Annotated in this window: 18 protein-coding genes and 1 tRNA gene; 6 read left to right on the top strand and 13 right to left on the bottom strand. The window is 73.3% G+C overall.

The features are described from left to right. Window positions 1–14: 14 nt before the first annotated feature. A complete protein-coding gene (locus tag AAFN69_RS20295; RefSeq protein ID WP_347730008.1) occupies window positions 15–587 on the bottom strand; it encodes a TetR/AcrR family transcriptional regulator in 573 nt (190 codons plus the stop codon). A gap of 222 nt (window positions 588–809) precedes the next feature. On the opposite strand from AAFN69_RS20295, the gene AAFN69_RS20290 reads away from it, so the two are divergent. Continuing rightward, window positions 810–4,085: a S41 family peptidase gene (locus AAFN69_RS20290; protein ID WP_347730007.1), complete on the top strand. Its 3,276-nt coding sequence runs from the start codon at window positions 810–812 to the stop codon at window positions 4,083–4,085. A gap of 51 nt (window positions 4,086–4,136) precedes the next feature. Beyond that, window positions 4,137–4,682 carry a GNAT family N-acetyltransferase gene (locus tag AAFN69_RS20285; RefSeq protein ID WP_347730005.1) on the top strand — a complete coding sequence of 182 codons (546 nt, stop codon included), beginning with the start codon at window positions 4,137–4,139 and terminating at the stop codon, window positions 4,680–4,682. A gap of 67 nt (window positions 4,683–4,749) precedes the next feature. Here AAFN69_RS20285 and AAFN69_RS20280 read toward each other — a convergent pair whose 3' ends face one another. The 3 genes from AAFN69_RS20280 to AAFN69_RS20270 all read right to left on the bottom strand — a co-directional run bounded on the left by AAFN69_RS20280 (window position 4,750) and on the right by AAFN69_RS20270 (window position 7,582). Then, window positions 4,750–4,986 carry a hypothetical protein gene (locus AAFN69_RS20280; RefSeq protein WP_347730004.1) on the bottom strand — a complete coding sequence of 79 codons (237 nt, stop codon included), beginning with the start codon at window positions 4,984–4,986 and terminating at the stop codon, window positions 4,750–4,752. A gap of 209 nt (window positions 4,987–5,195) precedes the next feature. Beyond that, complete coding sequence (locus AAFN69_RS20275) at window positions 5,196–6,068, bottom strand: SDR family oxidoreductase (RefSeq protein WP_347730003.1); 873 nt, start codon at window positions 6,066–6,068, stop codon at window positions 5,196–5,198. After that, the gene (locus AAFN69_RS20270) at window positions 6,065–7,582 is read right to left on the bottom strand and encodes an NAD(P)/FAD-dependent oxidoreductase (RefSeq protein ID WP_347730002.1); all 1,518 of its coding nucleotides are present in this window, start codon (window positions 7,580–7,582) and stop codon (window positions 6,065–6,067) included. Before AAFN69_RS20270 ends, AAFN69_RS20275 begins: the two co-directional genes overlap by 4 nt. A gap of 153 nt (window positions 7,583–7,735) precedes the next feature. Between AAFN69_RS20270 and AAFN69_RS20265 the strand changes: the two genes are divergently transcribed. Continuing rightward, on the top strand, window positions 7,736–8,377 hold the full coding sequence (locus tag AAFN69_RS20265) for a MerR family transcriptional regulator (protein ID WP_347730255.1): 642 nt from the start codon (window positions 7,736–7,738) through the stop codon (window positions 8,375–8,377). A 244-nt stretch (window positions 8,378–8,621) separates the two neighbouring features. Here AAFN69_RS20265 and AAFN69_RS20260 read toward each other — a convergent pair whose 3' ends face one another. Beyond that, the gene (locus tag AAFN69_RS20260) at window positions 8,622–9,416 is read right to left on the bottom strand and encodes an exodeoxyribonuclease III (RefSeq protein WP_347730001.1); all 795 of its coding nucleotides are present in this window, start codon (window positions 9,414–9,416) and stop codon (window positions 8,622–8,624) included. Between the two features lie 63 nt (window positions 9,417–9,479). Between AAFN69_RS20260 and AAFN69_RS20255 the strand changes: the two genes are divergently transcribed. The 3 genes from AAFN69_RS20255 to AAFN69_RS20245 all read left to right on the top strand — a co-directional run bounded on the left by AAFN69_RS20255 (window position 9,480) and on the right by AAFN69_RS20245 (window position 12,635). After that, on the top strand, window positions 9,480–9,965 hold the full coding sequence (locus AAFN69_RS20255) for a GNAT family N-acetyltransferase (protein ID WP_347730000.1): 486 nt from the start codon (window positions 9,480–9,482) through the stop codon (window positions 9,963–9,965). 240 nt (window positions 9,966–10,205) lie between these two features. Beyond that, complete coding sequence (locus tag AAFN69_RS20250; protein ID WP_347729999.1) at window positions 10,206–11,453, top strand: cytochrome P450; 1,248 nt, start codon at window positions 10,206–10,208, stop codon at window positions 11,451–11,453. A gap of 276 nt (window positions 11,454–11,729) precedes the next feature. Next, window positions 11,730–12,635, top strand: a complete 906-nt coding sequence (locus tag AAFN69_RS20245; RefSeq protein ID WP_347729998.1) for a YwqG family protein — start codon at window positions 11,730–11,732, stop codon at window positions 12,633–12,635. Here AAFN69_RS20245 and AAFN69_RS20240 read toward each other — a convergent pair. The 8 genes from AAFN69_RS20240 to galU form a co-directional block, all read right to left on the bottom strand. Then, window positions 12,616–13,146, bottom strand: coding sequence for a hypothetical protein (locus AAFN69_RS20240; protein WP_347729997.1), 531 nt, complete (start codon window positions 13,144–13,146; stop codon window positions 12,616–12,618). The two genes, AAFN69_RS20245 and AAFN69_RS20240, sit on opposite strands and share 20 nt — an antisense overlap. 171 nt (window positions 13,147–13,317) lie before the next feature. Continuing rightward, window positions 13,318–13,391, bottom strand: a tRNA-Ala gene (locus AAFN69_RS20235). Window positions 13,392–13,517: 126 nt separating this feature from the next. Then, on the bottom strand, window positions 13,518–14,588 hold the full coding sequence (gene glpR, locus AAFN69_RS20230; protein WP_347729996.1) for a gephyrin-like molybdotransferase receptor GlpR: 1,071 nt from the start codon (window positions 14,586–14,588) through the stop codon (window positions 13,518–13,520). Window positions 14,589–14,722: 134 nt separating this feature from the next. Beyond that, window positions 14,723–15,334: a GNAT family protein gene (locus AAFN69_RS20225; protein WP_347729995.1), complete on the bottom strand. Its 612-nt coding sequence runs from the start codon at window positions 15,332–15,334 to the stop codon at window positions 14,723–14,725. A gap of 14 nt (window positions 15,335–15,348) precedes the next feature. Then, window positions 15,349–15,954 (bottom strand): MogA/MoaB family molybdenum cofactor biosynthesis protein, encoded by a 606-nt coding sequence (locus tag AAFN69_RS20220; RefSeq protein WP_347729994.1) that lies wholly within the window; start codon window positions 15,952–15,954, stop codon window positions 15,349–15,351. Beyond that, entirely contained in the window at window positions 15,951–16,430 is a 480-nt protein-coding gene (gene moaC / locus AAFN69_RS20215; RefSeq protein WP_347730254.1) for a cyclic pyranopterin monophosphate synthase MoaC, read from the bottom strand. The genes AAFN69_RS20220 and moaC overlap by 4 nt, the downstream gene beginning before the upstream one ends. Window positions 16,431–16,486: 56 nt before the next feature. Further along, window positions 16,487–17,794 carry a gephyrin-like molybdotransferase Glp gene (glp, locus tag AAFN69_RS20210; protein ID WP_347729993.1) on the bottom strand — a complete coding sequence of 436 codons (1,308 nt, stop codon included), beginning with the start codon at window positions 17,792–17,794 and terminating at the stop codon, window positions 16,487–16,489. A 4-nt stretch (window positions 17,795–17,798) separates the two neighbouring features. Beyond that, window positions 17,799–18,701: a UTP--glucose-1-phosphate uridylyltransferase GalU gene (gene galU, locus AAFN69_RS20205; RefSeq protein WP_347729992.1), complete on the bottom strand. Its 903-nt coding sequence runs from the start codon at window positions 18,699–18,701 to the stop codon at window positions 17,799–17,801. Window positions 18,702–18,794 lie beyond the last annotated feature (93 nt).

Here is an 18,794-nt window from a genome sequence, read left to right as displayed (position 1 = left end):
CGGTGTGGCGGACATCAGGCCACCAGCGCCGGCAGGACGACGGAGTCCACATAGCGGGTGAGGTATTCCAGGTCCGGGGACCGGTCCTCGATGACCTCGCGGGCGAGGAACGCGCCGAGCAGCATATGGGTGACCAGACCGAGGGCGGGGTTGTCCGCCTTGATCTCGCCGCGCCGGACGGCCCGTCCGAGGACCGCCTGCATCTCGGCGTCCTCGGGCTGGAGGAGCTGCTCCCGCAGCGCCCGGTGCAGGTCGGGGTTGGTGTGGATGGCGTGGAGAAGGCCGCGCATCAGCGCGCTGTCCTGCTCCAGCCGGCAGTTGTCGCCCCGGGTGAGCATGGCGTGGAAATCCCCGCGCAGACTGCCGGTGTCGACCTCGTCGACCCCGGCGGGCTGGACATGCCGGAGAGCCGTGGCCACCAGCTGGGGCTTGCCGTGCCACTGGCGGTAGAGCGTGGCCTTGCTGGACCGGGTGCGGGCGGCGATGGCGTCCATCGTCAGGGCGTCGTAGCCCACCTCCCGCAGCAGATCGAGCACGGCCTCGTAGAGCTCGGTCTCACGCTCGGGGGTCAGCCGGCTGCGTGTCATGGCGGACCTCCTTTCCGGCGAGCCGAACGAAACGGTTTCGTACACTTCAAATTTACCCCAGCGCGCGGGAGCGGCGGTGGAGTACCGCTTGTGTCCTCGGTCACGCGTCCGATACGCGGCCCCGCAGGAGCGCGGCGGGGAGTCCGGCCGCCGGGCGGAGGAAGCGCGATTCACCCGGTCCCTGAAGTTGCCGCACCCCTGTGGCGCGGAAAACATGGGGAGGTGAGCGACGACGCGTATCTCCGCTTCCCGCATCTCCACGGCGATCTGCTCTGCTTCGCCGCCGAGGACGATCTCTGGGTCGCCCCGCTGGTCCCCGCGGGCGAGCGGCCCGGACGGGCCTGGCGGATCACCGTCGACCGGACCCGGATCGGGCACCCCCGCTTCTCCCCCGACGGCGCCACCATCGCGTACACGAACTGGCGCAGCCTGGACCCGGAGATCCATCTGGTCCCGGCCGGGGGCGGACCGGCCCGGCGGATCGGCTACTGGGGCTCGTCCGACACCCGGGTCTGCGGCTGGACCCCGGACGGCCAGATCCTCGCCGTCTCCTCGCACGGCCAGCCCTTCTCGTACTTCTCCTGGGCCTACAGCGTGCCGCCGGACGGCGCCCCCGGCGGGCGGCTGCCCTGGGGGCCGGTCGCCGACATCGCCGTCGCCGATCTGGCGGGCGAGCGCCGAACCCTGCTGCTGACCGGGAAGCCGCCGCACGAGCCGGCCGCCTGGAAGCGCTACCGGGGCGGCGCGACCGGGCGGCTCTGGCTGCACGGCGAGCGGCTGCTGCCGGAGCTGAACGGGCATCTGGAGTCCCCGATGTTCGCCGCGGGCAGGATCGCCTTCCTCTCCGACCACGAGGGCGTCGGGAATCTCTACTCCTGCCGTCCGGACGGCGGCGATCTGCGGCGTCATACCGATCATGACGCGTTTTACGCCCGTTCCGCCTCCACGGACGGCCGGCGAATCGTCTACCAGTGCGCGGGCGAGCTGTGGATCGTGGACGATCCGGCCCTCCCCGGCGCCGAGCCGCGCAGGCTGGAGGTGCGCCTCGGCGGCGCCCGCACGGGGCGGCGCGTCCATCAAGTCCCGGCCGCCAGCCATGTGGAGGCGGTCTCGGTGGACACCACCGGCCGGGCGAGCGCGGTGCTGGTACGGGGGAGTCTGTACTGGCTCACCCACCGCGACGGCCCGGCGCGCACCATCGCGGACACCCCGGGGGTGCGCGTCCGGCTGCCGGTGATGCTCGGGACCGACGGCCGCGTCGCCTACGTCACCGACGCGGACGGCGAGGACGCGGTGGAGATCGCGTATCTGCCCCGGGCGAGCGGGGACCGCGAGCCGCGCCGGAGCGCGGCGGGACGGCTGGGGCGGGTGCTGGAGCTGGTCTCGGACCCGGCCGGGGAGCGCCTGGCGGTCGCCTCCCACGACGGGCGGCTGCTGCTGCTCGACACGGCGCCCGGCGAGGGGGGCGGCGACACGGCGGGCGGCGGCCTGGAGCTGATCCGCTCGATCAACGGCCCGGTGCGCGATCTGGCCTTCTCCCCCGACGGCTCCTGGCTGACCTGGTCGCATCCGGGGGTGGGCCGCTCGCTCCGGCAGATCAAGCTGGCCCGGATCCAGGACCGGACGATCACCGATGTCACCAACGGCCGCTTCGAGGACGAGAATCCGGTCTTCACCAGTGACGGCCGCTATCTCGCCTTCCTCTCCTGGCGCGGCTTCGACCCGGTGTACGACGTGCACACCGGCGACCTCTCCTTCCCGCTCGGCTGCCGCCCCTATCTCGTACCGCTCTCGTCGGCGATCCCCTCGCCCTTCGCCCTCTCCCCGGACGGGCGCCCGGCGGCGGGCGGGCTCGATCCGCTGGACGAGGCGGAGGAGGGGGAGGGCGGGCCCGGGCCGGTGATGGTGGAGATCGAGGGGCTGGAGAGCCGGGTGACGCCGTTCCCGGTGCCCGCGTCCAAGTACTCGGCGCTGACGCCGGTGAGCGGCGGCGGGCTGGTCTGGCTCCGCTGGCCGATCTCGGGCGCGCTCGGCGAGACCTTCGCCAATCCGGCGGACACCTCGGGCCGCCCCACCCTGGAGCACTTCGACATCTCCAAGGCGCGCCGCACCGAACTCATGGCCGATCTGGACTGGTTCGCGGTGAGCGGCGACGGCAGCCGGCTGGTGGTGGTGGACGAGGACGAGCTGAGCGCGGTCCCGGCGGCCGAGCCCGGCGACGGGGACTCCACGGTCCTGCTGGATCTGCGGCGGATCCTGCACGAGGTGGACCCGGCGGCCGAGTGGCGGCAGGCGTACGCGGAGGCGGGGCGGCTGATCCGGGACTACTTCTGGGACCCGGGGCTGAGCGGGATCGACTGGGACGGGATCCTCGGCCAGTACCGGCCGCTGGTGGAACGGGTGGCGTCACCGGACGAGTTCGCGGATCTGCTCCGGGAGGTGCTGGGCGAGCTGGGCACCTCCCACGCCTATGTGGCCCCGGCCCGGCGGAATGAGGGACCCCCGCACTATCAGCGGCCGATGGGGCTGCTGGGCGCCGATCTGGTCTGCCGCGACGGGAATTGGATGGTCCGGCGGATCCTGCCGGGCGAGTCGTCGGACTCCAAGGCGCGTTCGCCGCTGGCCGGGGCGGGGATCCGGGAGGGCGCCGCCATCACCCATGTGGACGGCCGCCCGGTGGATCCGGTGACGGGCCCGTATCCGATGCTGTCGGCGGCGGGCGGGACGACGGTCGAGCTGACCTTCCGGCCGGCGGACGGGAACGGCGGCCCGGCCCGGCGGGTGGCGGTGGTGCCGCTGGTGGACGAGCGCCCGCTGCGCTACCAGGACTGGGTGGCGAAACGGCGCGCCGTGGTGCGGCAGTTGAGCGGCGGCAGATGCGGCTATCTCCACATCCCGGACACCGGCGGTTCGGGATGGGCGCAGTTCAACCGGGATCTGCGGCTGGAGGTCTCCCGCCCGGCCCTGATCGTGGACGTGCGCGGGAACGCCGGCGGCCACATCAGCGAGCTGGTGGTGGAGAAGCTGACCCGCAGGATCCTGGGCTGGGATCTGACCCGGGACGCCCAGCCGGTGTCGTACGCCTCGAACGCGCCGCGCGGCCCGGTGGTGGCACTGGCGGACGAGGCGACCTCATCGGACGGCGACATGATCACGGCGGCGTTCAAACAGCTCGGTCTGGGGCCGGTGGTGGGCTGCCGGACCTGGGGCGGGGTGGTGGGGATGACCGGCCGCCACCAGCTCGGCGACGGCACGGTGATCACCGTGCCGATGAACGCGGCCTGGTTCGAGGGGTATGGCTGGTCCATCGAGAACCACGGGGTGGAGCCGGACCTGGAGGCCCTGCGCACCCCGCTGGACTGGGCGGAGGGCCGGCATGCGGGCCTGGACGACGCGGTGCGGCTGGCCCTGGAGATGCTCGCGGCCCACCCGGCGGCCGACCCGCCGGGTTACGACCATGTCCCGGACCGGCGGCGGCCGGAGCTTCCGCCGAGGTGATCCCGCCGAATGCGGGCGCGGCCGGGTGGGGACGCGGGGCAGAATCGGCGCATGACCACGCCCGCCGAGCCTCCCGGACCAACCCTGTGCCCGGTCGATGACGACGGCACCCGCCGTGTCGTCGAACAACTGGCGCAGCTCTACCGGCACGACATGTCGGAGTTCCTCGGCCATCTGCCGCGCGAGGACGGGACATTCGCCTTCAGTGTCCTGCCGTCGTTCTTCACCGAGCCGGACCGCCGGGCGCTGCTGATCGCCAGTGGTCCGGTGCCGGCCGGCTTCGCGCTGACCCGGACGCTGGAGGACGGGGCCGGATGTGTGTCGGCCTTCTTCGTGGTCCGCGCGCTGCGCGGACGCGGTGTGGGGCGCCGGGCCGCCCTGGAGCTGCTGCGGACCCGCCCCGGGCCGTGGGCCATCGCCTTCCAGACCGCGAACACCGGGGCGGCGCGCTTCTGGCGGCGGATCGCCGAGGAGGCGGCCGGCCCGGGATGGACGGAGGAGCTCCGTCCCGTACCGCCGCCGGCGCCCGCCGGACTGCCCCCGGACAACTGGATCCTGCTGGACACCGGGGGCCGGGCGGACGTCCCGGGGGCGTAGCCGGAACGAGCACCGGACCCGGCGGGAGGCCGGGTCCGGTGCTGGTGCGGGTGGTGCGGGCCGGGGGTCAGCCGGCCGGGTCGGGGGACGGCGGGCGGCGGGCCGGGGTGTCCGGCCGCTCGTACACTCCGCGCCGCCGCTCGTACGCGTCGTCCCGCAGCCGTTCGCGGGCGCCCGGGTCCGGGGCGCGGGCGGGGCGGCGCTCCCCCGCGCCGTCACGGTCCCGGCGGGCCCTCGCCCGCTCCTCGGCGGCGCGCTCCTCCAGCCGCCGCGCCTTGTCCTGGAACTGCTCCCTGAGGCCCATGGGAATCCACTCCTGGAAGGGGAAAGAGGAAGGTCGGGGCCCGGATGCCGAGCCCCGACCAGCGTCACACGCCCGGACACCGCGCGCATATCGATCAGTTACGCCGGGTGATCGCCGCGCGCTGGTCCGGTCCGGGAGCCACGCCGGGTGATCGCGGCCCCGCCGGCCCTGGCGGCCGGACCGGGCCACCGGTCCGGGCGGCGGCCGGATCAGGCCCGCCGCGCCTCGTCGGCGGCGCCGCCCGCGCCCACCAGCCCCGTGGAGACGGCGCCCGTCCGCTCCGGGAGGCGCCGCAGCTCCCGCTGGACCAGCGGCCCGAGGAGCGCGGGCAGATATCCCCGTACCGACTGCATCCCGCGCAGCCACCCCTGTGCGTACACATGGTGCGAGCGGCGCTCGATCCCGTCGGCCAGCCGCTCCACCGCCGGACCGAGCGGATAGGTGCGGTTGGCGGGCCACGGCAGCCGGCGCCGCAGCTCCCGCATCACCTCGTCGCGGTCGGCGCCGCGCACCATGTCCGTGTCGGTCCAGGAGAGATAGGCGACCCCCACCCGCACCCCCCGGTGGCCGACCTCCGCGCGCAGGCTGTGCGCGAACGCCTCGGCACCCGACTTGGAGGCGCAGTACGCGCTCATCATCGGCGCGGCGGTCATCGCGGCGAGCGACGCGATCTGGAGGAAGTACCCCCGGCTCTCCATCAGCACCGGCAGAAAGGCCCGGCCGGTGATGGCGCTGCCGATGAGATTGACCTCGATCACCCGCCGCCAGGCGGCCGGGTCGGAGTCGAGAAACGGGCCCCCGGCGGCCACCCCCGCGTTGGCGACGACGATGTCGGTCTTCCCGAAGCGTTCCTTCACCTCGGCGGCGACCCGGGTCATCACCGCGTGATCGGTGACATCGGCATGCCACCAGTCACTCTCGGTGTGCAGCCGCGCGGAGACCCGCTTCAGCTCCTCGGGCTCCAGCCCGACGAGGGCGACCCTGGCCCCGCGCGCGGAGAGCTTGCGGGCGAGCAGCTCACCCACTCCGCGGGCCGCGCCGGTGACGACCGCGACCTGTCCGTCCAGCGGGACCCTGCTCATCCGACGACCTCCCGTACCGGCAGGCGGACGACCTCGTACTCGGCCAGATCGACTTCGCGGGTGTGCCGCCGGAATTCGCCCGTGGTCCCGGGCCAGAGGGTGGTGTTGCGTCCGCCGGCGTCCAGATACCAGCTCTTGCAGCCAGTGTTCCACACGGTCCGTTTCATCCGTTCCTGGACGAGCCGGTTCCAGGCGGTCACGGCGGCCGGGCGGGGGACGAGCGCGGTGCGTCCGCCGAGAATCGTCAACTGCCGCAGATAGTCGGCCAGATAGTTCAGCTGGGATTCGATCATCAGAACCATGGAGGAGTTCCCGAGCCCGGTGTTGGGGCCGATGATCGTCATCCAGTTGGGGAACCCGGCGGCGGTCGCGCCGCGCAGCGAGCGCATGCCGTCCTGCCACGCATCCGCGAGGGTGACACCGTCCGCGCCGACCACCCGGTCCGCGATCGGCAGATCCGTCACCCGGAACCCGGTGCCGAAGACGATCACATCGGCCTCCGCCTCCGTGCCGTCGGCGGCGATCAGGGTGGAACCGCGCACCTCGGCGAGGCCGGAGGCCACCACATCCACATTGGGCCGGGCGACGGCCGGGTAGTACTCGCTCGACAGCAGGATCCGTTTGCAGCCGATGCGGTACGAGGGCGTCAGCTTCGCCCGCAGCGCCGGATCGGCGATGCTCCGGTTGAGGTTGGCCAGCGCCAGGGCCTGGACGGGCCCGAGCCGGGCGGGTTGTTTGGTGAAGGCGGAGACCTGGAGCTCGCGGATGCCCCAGAGCACCCCGCGCCGAACCGAGCCGGTGAAGGGCAGCCGGCGGTGGAGCCAGCGCTCGGCGCCGGTGATCTCCCGGTCCATCCGGGGCATCACCCAGGGCGGGGTGCGCTGGAAGAGGGTGAGCCGGCGGGCGTCCGGCTGTATCGCGGGCACGATCTGGACGGCGGAGGCGCCGGTGCCGACCATCGCGACCCGCTTGCCGCGCAGATCGCAGCCGTGGTCCCAGCGGGCGGAGTGGAAGACCTTGCCGGGGAAGCCGTCGAGACCGGGGATCTCCGGAATCCTCGGATCGGAGAGCGGGCCGGCGGCGGAGACGACCACATCGGCGGTGAAGGTGCCCCGGCTGGTCTCGACGGTCCAGCGGAGCTCGCCGCTGTCCCAGGTCATCAGCAGCACCTCGTGGCCGAGCCGCAGATGCGGGCGGAGCCCGAAGACATCGGTGACCCGCTCCAGATAGGCGCGGATGTGCTCCTGCCCGGAGAAGGTGCGCGGCCAGTCGGGGTTGGGGGCGAAGGAGAAGGAGTACAGATGGGACGGCACGTCGCAGGCGCACCCGGGATAGCTGTTGTCCCGCCAGGTGCCGCCCACGGAGTCGGCGCGCTCCAGTACGACGAAGTCGGTGATGCCCTCGCGGCGGAGCCGGACGGCGGCGCCGATGCCGCCGAACCCGGATCCGATGACCGCCACGCGCACATGTGGTTGATCCCCGTGCTGCTGGTGCTCCTGCTTCCGCCGGCTCATGCCGCCTCCCACTGAACGCCACAACCGCGCCAGCGATCACTGGCACAGTGGGGAGATTAGAGCAGCGCGCGCACCGGGCGGTAGGGGCCGGACGGTCAAGTTACCCGCGGTACAACATAGGCTTCGCACGTGGCAGAGGGACACGAGTACCGCATGGAGGAACTGGCCCGAAAGGCCGGCATCACAGTGCGCACGCTGCGCTTCTACCGGGAGCGCGGACTGCTCCCGCCGCCGCGCCGGCAGGGGCGGATAGCCTGGTACGACGATCATCACCTGGCCCGGCTGCGCACCATCTCCGCCCTGCTGGAGCGCGGGCACACCCTGACCGGCATCGCCGATCTGGCGAAGGCGTTCGAGAGCGGCCGGGATGTCGGCGAGGTGCTCGGCCTCGGCGAACCGACCGAGGAGACACCCGTTCGGCTCACCCCGCAGGAGCTGGCCGACCGCTTCGCGGGCGAGGCCACCCCGGAGAATCTGGCGACGGCGCTGGACCTCGGCTATCTGGCGACGGACGGCGACGAGATCGTGCATGTCAGCCGCCGGCTGCTGGAGGTGTCGGCCGCGCTGGTGCGGCTGGGGATACCCCTGTCGTCGGTGCTGGACGCGGGACGGCGCATCCGGGGCCACGCCGACGCGCTGGCCGATCTCTTCGTGGAGATCCTGCGCACCCACGCCCCGGAGGGGGCCGCGGACCGGCTCCGCCCGCTGGCGAGGAGCGTGGTGGAGGCGGAGCTGTCGATGGCGCTGGACCGCCGCCTGCGCGCCGAGCCCGACGGCGGCCCCGGGCCGGCCTGACGGTTCGGGGAGGGCGGGTCCGGGGCCGCGTACGGCCCGGGAGACCGGTCCCGGGCGGTCCGGAGGACGGGCCAGGCACACAAGGCGCGGGCGCGGCCCGGGAGGCGGGGCCCGAAACGTACGGCGGCGGGCGGCCCGGAGACATCCGCGGCCCGCGAGAACATCCCGGCACACCCGGCCCGCGAGAACGCCCCGGCACACCCGGCCGGGAGGCCGGCCGCCGGGGACGCCCCGGGACGCTTCCCTACCGCTGCTCGTAGACCGCGGTCACCGGTGCGTGATCGCTCCACCGCTCCGCATGCGTCTCCGCGCGCTCGACATACGCCTTGACCGCCCGCCCGGCGAGGCCGGCCGTCGCGACCTGGTAGTCGATCCGCCACCCGGTGTCATTGTCGAAGGCCCGGCCCCGGTAGGACCACCAGCTGTACGGCCCCTCCTGGTCGGGGTGGAGCTCGCGCACGACGTCCTTGTACTCGGTGAAGACCTCCGTGAGCCACTCCCGCTCCTCGGGGAGGAAGCCGGAGCTCTTCCGGTTGCCGCGCCAGTTCCTCAGGTCCGCCTCGCGGTGGGCGATGTTCCAGTCGCCGCAGATCACGGCCTCCCGCCCGGCGGCGGCCGAGCGGGCCTTCAGCTCGCGCAGATAGGGCAGGAACTCGGCCAGGAAGCGCATCTTCTCGTCCTGCCGCTCGGTCCCCACCTCGCCGGAGGGCAGATAGAGGCTGGCGACGGTCACACCGGGCAGATCGGCCTCGATGTACCGCCCGCTGCCGTCGAACTCCGCCGACCCGAAGCCGGTCCGGACCTCGTCGGGCTCGCGCCGGGTGTAGAGCGAGACACCCGCGCGCCCCTTGGCACCGGCGGGCGCGTGGGCCGTGTGCCAGCCCTCGGGCCGCCGCACCGCCTCGGGAAGCTGCTCCGGCTCGGCCCGTACCTCCTGGAGGCAGACCACATCGGCGTCGGTCCCGGCCAGCCACTCCACGAAGCCCTTCCTGGCGGCGGCGCGGAGACCATTCACATTCACGGATGTCACGGTGAGCATTCCGGCACGATACCCAGGACCGGCACGAAGGCCCGCATTTCGCAGAGACGTACGATCGCCCATATGGATGTACGTACCACCGCGTTCGACCACCCGGACGCCGTCAAGCTCAGTGACCAGGTGCAGCTCGAATACGTCGAGCGGTACGGAGACGGCGAGGGCGACGGGACCCCGCTGACCGCCTCGATGTTCGACCCGCCGAGTGGCCGATATCTCATCGCGTACGACGGCGAGGGCCACCCCGTCGCCACCGGCGGCTGGCGCTCCCTGGAGAAGAACGCCGAGGGGTACGCCGACGGCGACGCCGAGCTGAAGCGGATGTACGTGGTGCCGCAGGCGCGCGGGCTGGGCCTGGCCCGCCGGATACTCGCGGCCCTGGAGGAGGACGCCCGCGCGGCCGGACGGATCCGGATGGTGCTGGAGACCGGCGATCAGCAGCCGGAGGCCATCGCGCTCTATCTCTCCTGCGGCTACACACCCGCGGAGACCAAATTCGGCCATTACCGGGAGTACGAGAACAGCCGCTGCTTCACCAAGCCGCTGCACTGAGCGGATCCGGCGCGCGACGAGCGGCCCGGGGGCGGGACCAGTCCCGTACCAGCGCGGCACCTGCGGGTGCGGGTACACCTTCTCGTACCCGCACCCGCGGCACCCCTGCGACACCCGCCCCACCCGCCAGGGCCGGAGGGCCGCCGCACGACGGCTGAACCCGGCCGTCCGCCGTCCGCCGCCGAACCTCGCGCATCCGCCGGCCGTGCCCCCGGGCAGCCGCCGAAAGGAGCACAGAGCGTGGCCACCGAACCCTTCGTCCTGTCCACGGCCGGGCCGGACACCACCCAGGACCCCTACCCGGAGTACGCCGCGGCGCGGAAGGCCGGCCCACTGGCGCCGGCGGTGCTGATGGGCATGCCCGGATGGGTGGCCGCCGGTCACACCACCGCCCGCGAGCTCTTCTCCGACCCCCGGCTCAGCAGCGACCCGGCCGCGGCGGCACCCCGGCTCCGGGAACTCGCGCCCTGGGCGTTCGCCACCCAGTCCGCCGGTTTCGCCCGCAGCATGCTCCGCACCGACCCGCCCGACCACACCCGGCTGCGCCGCCTGGTGAGCACGGCGTTCACCGCGCGCCGCACCGAGGCGTTACGGCCCAGAATCCAGCAGATCTCCGACGGGCTCCTCGCTCCCCTGCCGGCCCGGGGCCACGCCGATCTGATCGACGACTACGCGGCCGAGCTGCCGCTGCTGGTGATCATGGAGCTGCTGGGGGTGCCGAGCGAGGAGCGCCACTACTTCCGGTCCCAATCCCTCGTGGCCATCTCCGCGCCCGAGGATCCGGCCGTCATGTTCGAGGCCCTCGGGTCGGTCCGTGACCATCTCGACGGACTGATCGCCCGCAAACGGGCCGAGAACACCCGTACCGGCGGCCCGGACGCCGCCCCGGACCTGCTCTCCGAACTCATCGCCGCCCGCGACCGGGACGACGACCGGCTCAGCGACACCGAACTGCGCGCGATGGCCTTTCTGCTGCTGCTCGCCGGCCACGAGACCACCACCAACCTCATCGGCAACGGCATGCTGGCCCTGCTGCGCGACCCGGAGAAGCTGGAGCGGCTGCGCGCCGACCCCTCGCTGACGCCGGTGGCGGTGGAAGAGTTCCTCCGGCTGGACTCCCCCGTGGTGATCGCCGGGCTCCGGTTCGCCACGGAGGAGATCCGGCTGGGGGACGCGGTGGTCGCCCCGGGCGACGCGGTCTTCATCGCCGGCGGCGCGGCCGGCCGCGATCCGGAGATCCACCAGGACCCCGATGTCCTGGACTTCGGCCGCACCCGCGCCCGCCATCTGGGCTTCGGCCACGGCGTCCACTTCTGCCTCGGCGCCCCGCTGGCCCGGCTGGAGGCCGACATCGCCTTCCGCGGGCTGCTCTCCGCCCTCCCGGACATCGCCCTCGCGGTCCCCGAGAACGAACTGCGCCGCCGCCGCAACCCGAACGTGCGCGGCCTGCGCCACCTCCCGGTGACCTTCACGCCCCGGCCGGCCTGAGGGCGGGAGGTTCGGGGGCGGGCGCGGCCGGGGTGCTCCGGGTGCGCCTCGGCGCTCGCGGCCCCGGGCCGGCCCGGCCCCTGGCGGAGTCACCGGCGGGGAGCGGGCCCGGGCGCCCTCACGGCCGGAGCCGGGACCGGGCCGGCCCGGGGTGTCCCCCGGTGCCGTACCGAGGCGGTGGGTACGCGGACCCGGCCGGCCGCCCGGCACCCGCACCCGCACCCGCACCCGGCCGACGGCCGACGGATTGTCGGTGGTGACGGGCATGATCGGGGTATGACGCACGGATCCCGCGAGGCGCTGCACGACTTCGCCCACCAGCATCTGACCGCCGCCGACGCGGAGCGCTGGCTCGGGCTGCTGCGCCCCGCATTCCGTCTGGAGCCGGCCGGGGACGACGCTCCCGGTCCGCCGGCCGGCCGGCTCGGCGGGCTGCCGGAGCTGCCGGCCGATGTGGAGTGGCCGGTGTGGGAGGGGCACGGCCCGCTCTCCTTCGTGGCCTCGCTCGACTGCGCGGCCGTGCCCCCGGGCGCGCTGGACATACCGCTGCCGGCCGGCGGCACGCTGCTCTTCTTCTACTTCGACGGCCGGCTGGACGACGGCGAGGCCCTCGTCCTCGCCGAGCTCCCGGAGAGCCGGCCCGGCTCGCGGGTGCTCCACATACCGGCCGGCGCGGCGGCCTCGGCACGCGAGGCGCCCGCCGGGCTCCCGCCGTATCCGGTGGTCCTGCTGGCCGGACGGGTGGAGCTGACGGCGGCCGACCCGTGGCACCCCGGGATCCAGCGCGCCTTCGCGCCCGCCGCCCGGCCGGCCGACCGGTACGACCATCCGGTGTGCTCCGAGAAGTTCCTCGACGCGCTGTGGGATTTCGACGGGGAGACGGCGGGGCACCAGATCGGCGGCCACGCCCACCCGGTGCGGAACCCCGTGGAGCTGGAGATCGCGGAGGCGGTCCTGGAGGCGGCCGGCCGCGCGGCCGGGGTGGCTCCCCGGGGCGCTCACACCGACGGGCGGAGAGTCGCCGAGGAGGCGGAGGGCTGGGTGCTGCTGGCGCAGTTCGACAGCGAGGACGGCGCGGACATGATGTGGGGTGACTGCGGCGCCCTGTACTGGCTGATACGCCCGCGGGACCTGGCGGAGCTGCGCTTCGACCGGGCCGTCTTCACCTGGCAGTGCGGCTGACGGGGGCCCCGCCGCCGGGCTCCGTCCACGGGACCGCGGCCTCGCGCCACATCGCCGTGCCCGTGCGGAGGGTCCGGCGCATCCTGTCGTGGTCGTCCCCGCCGAACGCCTCGGTGCCCTCGTCGAAGAGAAGGAGGTAGGTGTCGTCCACGGCCTCGCCGGCCGGCAGCTCCGCCGTCCGCCCGAGGCCGCGGACCAGGTCGTCGATGAAGTTCCAGCCGTCGACGAGGTCGCCGTCGCCGGGCTCGTCGCCCCGGCCGTCGAGCCACTCCGTGATCTCCTCCAGATCAAGGGGGTGGTCGTCCTCCTCCGACAAGACCTCCAGCGGGGCGCCCAGCGCGGATTCCAGCCATCGCCCGGCACTTCCGGTGTCGGGGAAGACCGGAATGGTCCGACCGTCCGCCGCCGCGCACACCCGGTCGCCGGGCCCGCGGGGTTCCGCACAGCCGGCCCAGAGAACGATGCCGGAGCGTTCGCCATCCTCGATCTCATACGGATACCAGGTGCACATGTCCGCCCTCTCCCCTCTCCCCTCTCCCCGGAACCACCGCCGGGCCGGGCCCGGTCCATCCGCCCACCCGAAAACCGGCACTCCCGGAAAAGACGAAATCCCGCCCGATCTGAACGATCGGACGGGATTTCGTGAACCATTCGGGAGCGAACTCACGAACAGTCATTGCGGTGGACCTGTGGGGATTTGAACCCCAGACCCCCTCGATGCGAACGAGGTGCGCTACCAGACTGCGCCACAGGCCCTTGCAACGAGTGAAACTCTAGCATCCCGATCGGGGTGCTTGGAAATCCGTTCCTTCGCTGGTCACGAGGGCACCCGGCGGGGGTCGCGGAGTGCTCGCCGGGGCCGGGGACGGAGCCCCGGGCCGGTCACTCGTTGGCGGCGCGGGGGCGGTCGTCGTCGGCGTACTGGTCGAACAGCGGGGTGCGGCCGTGGCCTCGGGCGCGGCGGTTCGGGGCGGGTTCCGGCTCCGCGGCGGCGGGCGGCGGGGTGGGGCCGGAGGGGGAGGAGCGGGCCGCGCTCCAGGTCTCCGGGTCGTTCATGTCGACGCCGCTCGTGGCACGCGGGGCGACGGGCGCGGTGACATAGGTGGGGAGCGGCACCGGTACCGGGTCCCAGCTGTCGCCCGAGGACGGGCCCCGGTCGCGCTGCTGGTCGACCCATTCGGCGTGGTCCGTCTGCTCGACCAGGGCGCGGCGGCCGGCCTCCTGGGGGGAGACCTTGGCCGGTTCCGGCTCGGGGCGGGGCGCGGGCTCCTCGTCCGGGTCCGCCGGGGCGGCGGAGGGCTGGCGGCGGGTGCGGTTCTCGCGCAGCCGCTGGGCGGCGGCCTCGGCGCTGCGGCGGTCCATGACCACCTCGAAGCGGCGGCGTTCCTGGGTGCGCAGATGCACGATGTACACACTCAGGAGGACGGCGGGGAGCGCGGGCGCCCACAGGAAGCCCAGACCGCCGACGGCCGCCACGACCGCTCCGACGGTGAACGCCAGGAAGAGGATCGTGGTGGTGCGCCTCCGGCGGGCCAGCACCTTGCTCCGGCGGGCGCGTTCGGCAGCCGCCCGGCTGGGGCGTGGCCTCCGGCGCTGCCCGGCCGGTGCCGGTTCGGCCGCCGGTGTGCTCCGGTCGCGCCGGCCTTCGGCCGGCGGGGCCTGGCGCACATCGGTTCTGGGCGCGGCGAAGGCCCGGACGTCCACGGAACTCAAACGGTCCGTGACGGCATCCGGGTCGACGTCGGAACCGGACCCCTCCGCGGCGCGTTCCCGCTGCTCCTTGGCGTACCGGCGCTCCATCGCCCCGCGTCCGGACAGCAGCCGGATGGCGGTGGAGAAGCGTTCCGTCGGACGAGCCTCGTTCAACTCGTCCTGCCTGCGGAGCCACATCGGCACCAGGTAGGCGGCCCAGGCCCCGACGATGACTGCGTAGATGAGGCCGCTGCTGCTCACGGTGACACCGTAGAGGGATTCGCACAACGCCATCCGCCAATTGGGCCGGTGTGTCGCGCGATCCAGCTGATATCACGGACTTTTTTGCGACTGATCGGATCAGATGACAGTCGGAATGGATTTGATTCGAACATTTATTTGATTTCTCGGGGGGTTCGGGGCTGTGACCGGTGCCAGCGGAGGAGCAGCCCCCCGGGCACTTCGTCGGCGGTCAGGGCGAAGACGAGATGGTCCCGCCACGCGCCGTCGATATGGAGATAGCGGGGGCGCATCCCCTCCTCGCGGAAACCGAGCTTCTCCACGACCCGGCGGCTGGGGGTGTTCTCCGGGCGGATGCAGACCTCCATCCGGTGCAGTCCGACCGTGCGGAAGCAGTGGTCGACCGCGAGCGCGACGGCGGTCGGCATCACTCCCCGGCCGGCGACCTCCCGGTCCAGCCAGTAGCCGACATGGCCGGAGCACATCGAGCCCCAGGTGATGCCCGCCACCGTCAGCTGGCCCACCAGACGGCCCCGGTACTCGATCACGAAGGGCAGCATCCGGCCGGCGTTGGCCTCGGCCCGCAGATGGCGGACCATCTGCCGGTAGGTGGGCCGGTGGGCGGCCGGAGCGCCGGGGACCGGGGGCGGGATGGTGGCCTCCCAGGGGCGCAGCCATTCGCGGTTGCGCCGGTTGACCTCCCGCCAGACACGCTGGTCACGCAGCTTTATCGGGCGCAGGACGATGTCGCCGTCCGTCAGAACCACCGGCCAGGGCGCGTTCAGCTCGGGCTCCCCGGGGACGGTGAACCGGCGGGCCCGGACAGTGAACCGGCGTCCGGCCCGGACAGTGAACCGGCGGGCCCGGACGGCGAGCCTGCGGCGGGACCGGGATGGTCGCCGCCGCGGATCTGGTCGACCGCGTGGAGCAGCAGCCGGTCCAGCACGGCGAGACCGTCCCGCACCCCGCCGGTGGAGCCGGGCAGATTGACGATCAGGGTGCGGCCGGCGAGACCCGCCAGGCCCCGGGAGAGCGCGGCGGTCGGCACCTTGGCCAGGCCCTGCGCGCGGATCGCCTCGGGGATGCCGGGGATCTCCCGGTCGAGCACCGCACGGGTCGCCTCGGGGGTGCGGTCGGTCGGCGAGAGACCGGTGCCGCCGGTGGTGAGGATGACGTCGTACGCCGCCGCCACCCCCGCCCGCAGCTCCCGCTCGACCGGATCACCGTCCGGGACGACCCGGGGCCCGTCGACCGAGAAGCCGAGTGCGCTCAGACCGGCCGCCAGCAGCGGGCCGCCGCGGTCCTCGTACACCCCGGCCGCCGCCCGGTTGGAGGCGGTGACCACCAGCGCGCGCAGGGGTGCGGGGGCGGGTGCCGGGGAGGTCATGACCGGCTCCAGTCGCCGGACTTGCCGCCCGTCTTCTCCTCCACCCGCACGTCGGTGATCACCGCCGCCTTGTCGACCGCCTTCACCATGTCCACGACCGTCAGCGCGGCGACCGAGACCGCCGTCAGCGCCTCCATCTCCACACCGGTGCGGTCCGCGGTCCGCACCGTGGCGGTGATCTCCACCGCGTCGTCGGCGACCGACAGCTCCACCTTCACCCCGGTCACCGCCAGCGGATGACAGAGCGGGATCAGCTCGGGGGTGCGCTTGGCGCCCATGATTCCCGCGATGCGGGCGGTCGCGAGCGCGTCCCCCTTGGGCACGCCCTCGCCTCTCAGCAGCGCCACCACCCGCGGTGAGACCAGGACCCGGCCCCCGGCGCGGGCGGTGCGCGCGGTGACGTCCTTCCCCGAGACGTCGACCATCCGGGCCGCCCCCGTCCCGTCGATGTGCGTCAGTCCGCCGTCATTGCTCATATCGCTGTCGCCGCTCCCGGTTGTGTGGGCAGACACGGTACTCCCAGCCTTCCCGGTCAGCCGAGGAGGACCACATCGACCTCGTCGCCCGGCTCCAGCGAGGTCTCCCCCTCCGGTACGACGATCAGGGAGTCGGCGTGGGCGAGGGCCGCGACGAGATGGGAGCCGGCGCCGCCCACGGGGGTGACGGTGCCCGCCGCCCGGTCGTGGGTCCCGCGCAGGAACTGGCGGCGGCCGGCGGGCGAGCGGAGCGCCCCGTCGGACTTCAGCACCGCCCGGACGGTGGGGCGTCGGACGTCCTCCACCCCCATCAGGGTGCGGATCGCCGGGCGGACGAAGAGCTCGAAGGAGACATAGGAGGAGACCGGATTGCCGGGCAGGGCGAGCAGCGGGGTGTGGTCGGGGCCGATGGTGCCGAAGCCCTGCGGCTTGCCCGGCTGCATGGCGAGGGTGCGGAAGTCGACGCCGCCGCCCAGTACCTCCTCGTCGCCGACCGGGGTGAGCGCCTCCTTGACGACGTCGTACGCGCCGACACTGACCCCGCCGGTGGTGACCAGCAGATCGGCGCGGATCAGCTGGTCCTCGATGGTGCCGCGCAGGGTGTCGGCGTCGTCGGTGACCGCGCCGACCCGGTAGGCGAGGGCGCCCGCGTCCCGGGCGGCGGCGGCCAGGGCATAGCTGTTGGAGTCGTAGATCTGTCCCTCGGCGAGGGATTCGCCGGGCTGCACCAGCTCACTGCCGGTGGAGAGGACGACCACCCGGGGGCGGGGGCGGACCCGGACGGTGGCGCGGCCGATCGCGGCGAGCAGCCCGATCTGCGGCGGCCCGAGGACGGTGCCGCGGGCCAGCGCCAGATCGCCGGCGCGCACATCGCTGCCGCGCGCGCGGATGAACGCGCCCGCCTCGGCCGCGCGGTGCACCCGGACCTCGCCGCTCGCGCCCTCGGGGGACTGCCCGGCCGGGCGCATGCCGGTGGCCGCTCCCCCGCCGGAGCCGCCGTCGGTCCACTCGACCGGGACGACCGCCTCGGCACCGGGCGGCAGCGGCGCCCCGGTCATGATCCGCGCGGTCTCGCCGGGACCGACGGCCGGCAGGGCGCCGCCGCCCGCCGCCACATCGCCGACCACCGTGAGCACGGCCGGGAACTCCTCGCTCGCCCCCTGGATGTCGGCGACCCGGACCGCGTACCCGTCCATGGAGCTGTTGTCGAAGGGCGGCAGGGCGACGGGGACGGTGATGTCCTCCACGAGGACACAGCCCTGGGCGTCCATGAGGTGCAGCTCGATCGGTTCGAGCGGGCGGACGGCCGCGAGGATGTCCGCCAGGTGGTCGTCCACCGACCAGATCGCGCTGCTCTCACTCACGGTGTCACATCTCCTCGGTCACATAGTGGCGCAGCCAGCTCCGGAACTCGGGTCCCAGGTCCTCACGTTCGCACGCGAGTCTGACAATGGCCCGCAGGTAGTCGCCGCGGTCGCCGGTGTCGTACCGGCGGCCCTTGAAGACGACGCCGTGCACCGGGCCGCCGACCGTCTCGTCCGCGGCCAGTTTCTCCAGTGCGTCGGTGAGCTGGATCTCATTGCCGCGGCCCGGCCGGGTCTCGCGGAGTATCGCGAAGACGGCGGGGTCCAGCACATAGCGGCCGATGATGGCGAGATTGCTGGGCGCGTCGGCGGCTTCGGGCTTCTCGACCAGTTCGGTCACCCGGACCACATCGGACTCGCCGGTGGCCGCCACGCCCGCGCAGCCGTAGAGGTGGATCTGCTCGGGCTCGACCTCCATGAGGGCGATGACGCTGCCGCCGCGCTCCTCCTGGACCTGGACCATGCGGGAGAGCAGGGGGTCGCGGGGGTCGATCAGGTCGTCGCCGAGGAGGACGGCGAAGGGCTGGTCGCCGACGTGCGGGGCGGCGCACAGCACGGCGTGCCCGAGGCCGCGCGGGTCGCCCTGGCGCACATAGTGCATGGTGGCCAGGTCGCTGGACTCCTGAACCTTCTTGAGGCGCTCCTCGTCGCCCTTGCGGACGAGCGCCTCCTCCAGTTCGTAGTTCCGGTCGAAGTGGTCTTCGAGGGGGCGCTTGTTGCGGCCGGTGACCATCAGCACATCGGAGAGGCCGGCGGCCACCGCCTCCTCGACGACGTACTGAATCGCCGGCTTGTCGACCACCGGGAGCATCTCTTTGGGAGTGGCTTTCGTGGCGGGCAGAAAGCGCGTGCCGAGGCCTGCGGCCGGAATGACCGCCTTGGTGATCCTGGTGTTCGACCGAGTCATGTTCAGCACAATATCCGGCCAACAGCGCCTGACTATAGGCAGAAGGCGAGGTTCGAAATAACTTCTGCCTGTTGGTCATCAAACGAAAGGGTT

It is taken from the genome of Streptomyces sp. CAU 1734 (assembly GCF_039888735.1).
Taxonomy (GTDB): domain Bacteria; phylum Actinomycetota; class Actinomycetes; order Streptomycetales; family Streptomycetaceae; genus Streptomyces.
This window is presented reverse-complemented; position numbering and strand designations above follow the sequence as displayed.

Excerpts from the sequence above, each read along its gene's own strand:
- AAFN69_RS20265 (WP_347730255.1), top strand. The coding sequence starts at position 7,736 with ATGGAGGAACTGGCCCGAAAGGCCGGCATCACAGTGCGCACGCTGCGC.
- galU (WP_347729992.1), bottom strand. The coding sequence starts at position 18,701 with ATGACTCGGTCGAACACCAGGATCACCAAGGCGGTCATTCCGGCCGCA.
- AAFN69_RS20240 (WP_347729997.1), bottom strand. The coding sequence starts at position 13,146 with ATGTGCACCTGGTATCCGTATGAGATCGAGGATGGCGAACGCTCCGGC.
- AAFN69_RS20220 (WP_347729994.1), bottom strand. The coding sequence starts at position 15,954 with ATGACCTCCCCGGCACCCGCCCCCGCACCCCTGCGCGCGCTGGTGGTC.
- AAFN69_RS20285 (WP_347730005.1), top strand. The coding sequence starts at position 4,137 with ATGACCACGCCCGCCGAGCCTCCCGGACCAACCCTGTGCCCGGTCGAT.
- AAFN69_RS20255 (WP_347730000.1), top strand. The coding sequence starts at position 9,480 with ATGGATGTACGTACCACCGCGTTCGACCACCCGGACGCCGTCAAGCTC.
- AAFN69_RS20275 (WP_347730003.1), bottom strand. The coding sequence starts at position 6,068 with ATGAGCAGGGTCCCGCTGGACGGACAGGTCGCGGTCGTCACCGGCGCG.
- AAFN69_RS20245 (WP_347729998.1), top strand. The coding sequence starts at position 11,730 with ATGACGCACGGATCCCGCGAGGCGCTGCACGACTTCGCCCACCAGCAT.
- AAFN69_RS20295 (WP_347730008.1), bottom strand. The coding sequence starts at position 587 with ATGACACGCAGCCGGCTGACCCCCGAGCGTGAGACCGAGCTCTACGAG.
- AAFN69_RS20280 (WP_347730004.1), bottom strand. The coding sequence starts at position 4,986 with ATGGGCCTCAGGGAGCAGTTCCAGGACAAGGCGCGGCGGCTGGAGGAG.
- AAFN69_RS20270 (WP_347730002.1), bottom strand. The coding sequence starts at position 7,582 with ATGAGCCGGCGGAAGCAGGAGCACCAGCAGCACGGGGATCAACCACAT.
- AAFN69_RS20260 (WP_347730001.1), bottom strand. The coding sequence starts at position 9,416 with ATGCTCACCGTGACATCCGTGAATGTGAATGGTCTCCGCGCCGCCGCC.
- moaC (WP_347730254.1), bottom strand. The coding sequence starts at position 16,430 with ATGAGCAATGACGGCGGACTGACGCACATCGACGGGACGGGGGCGGCC.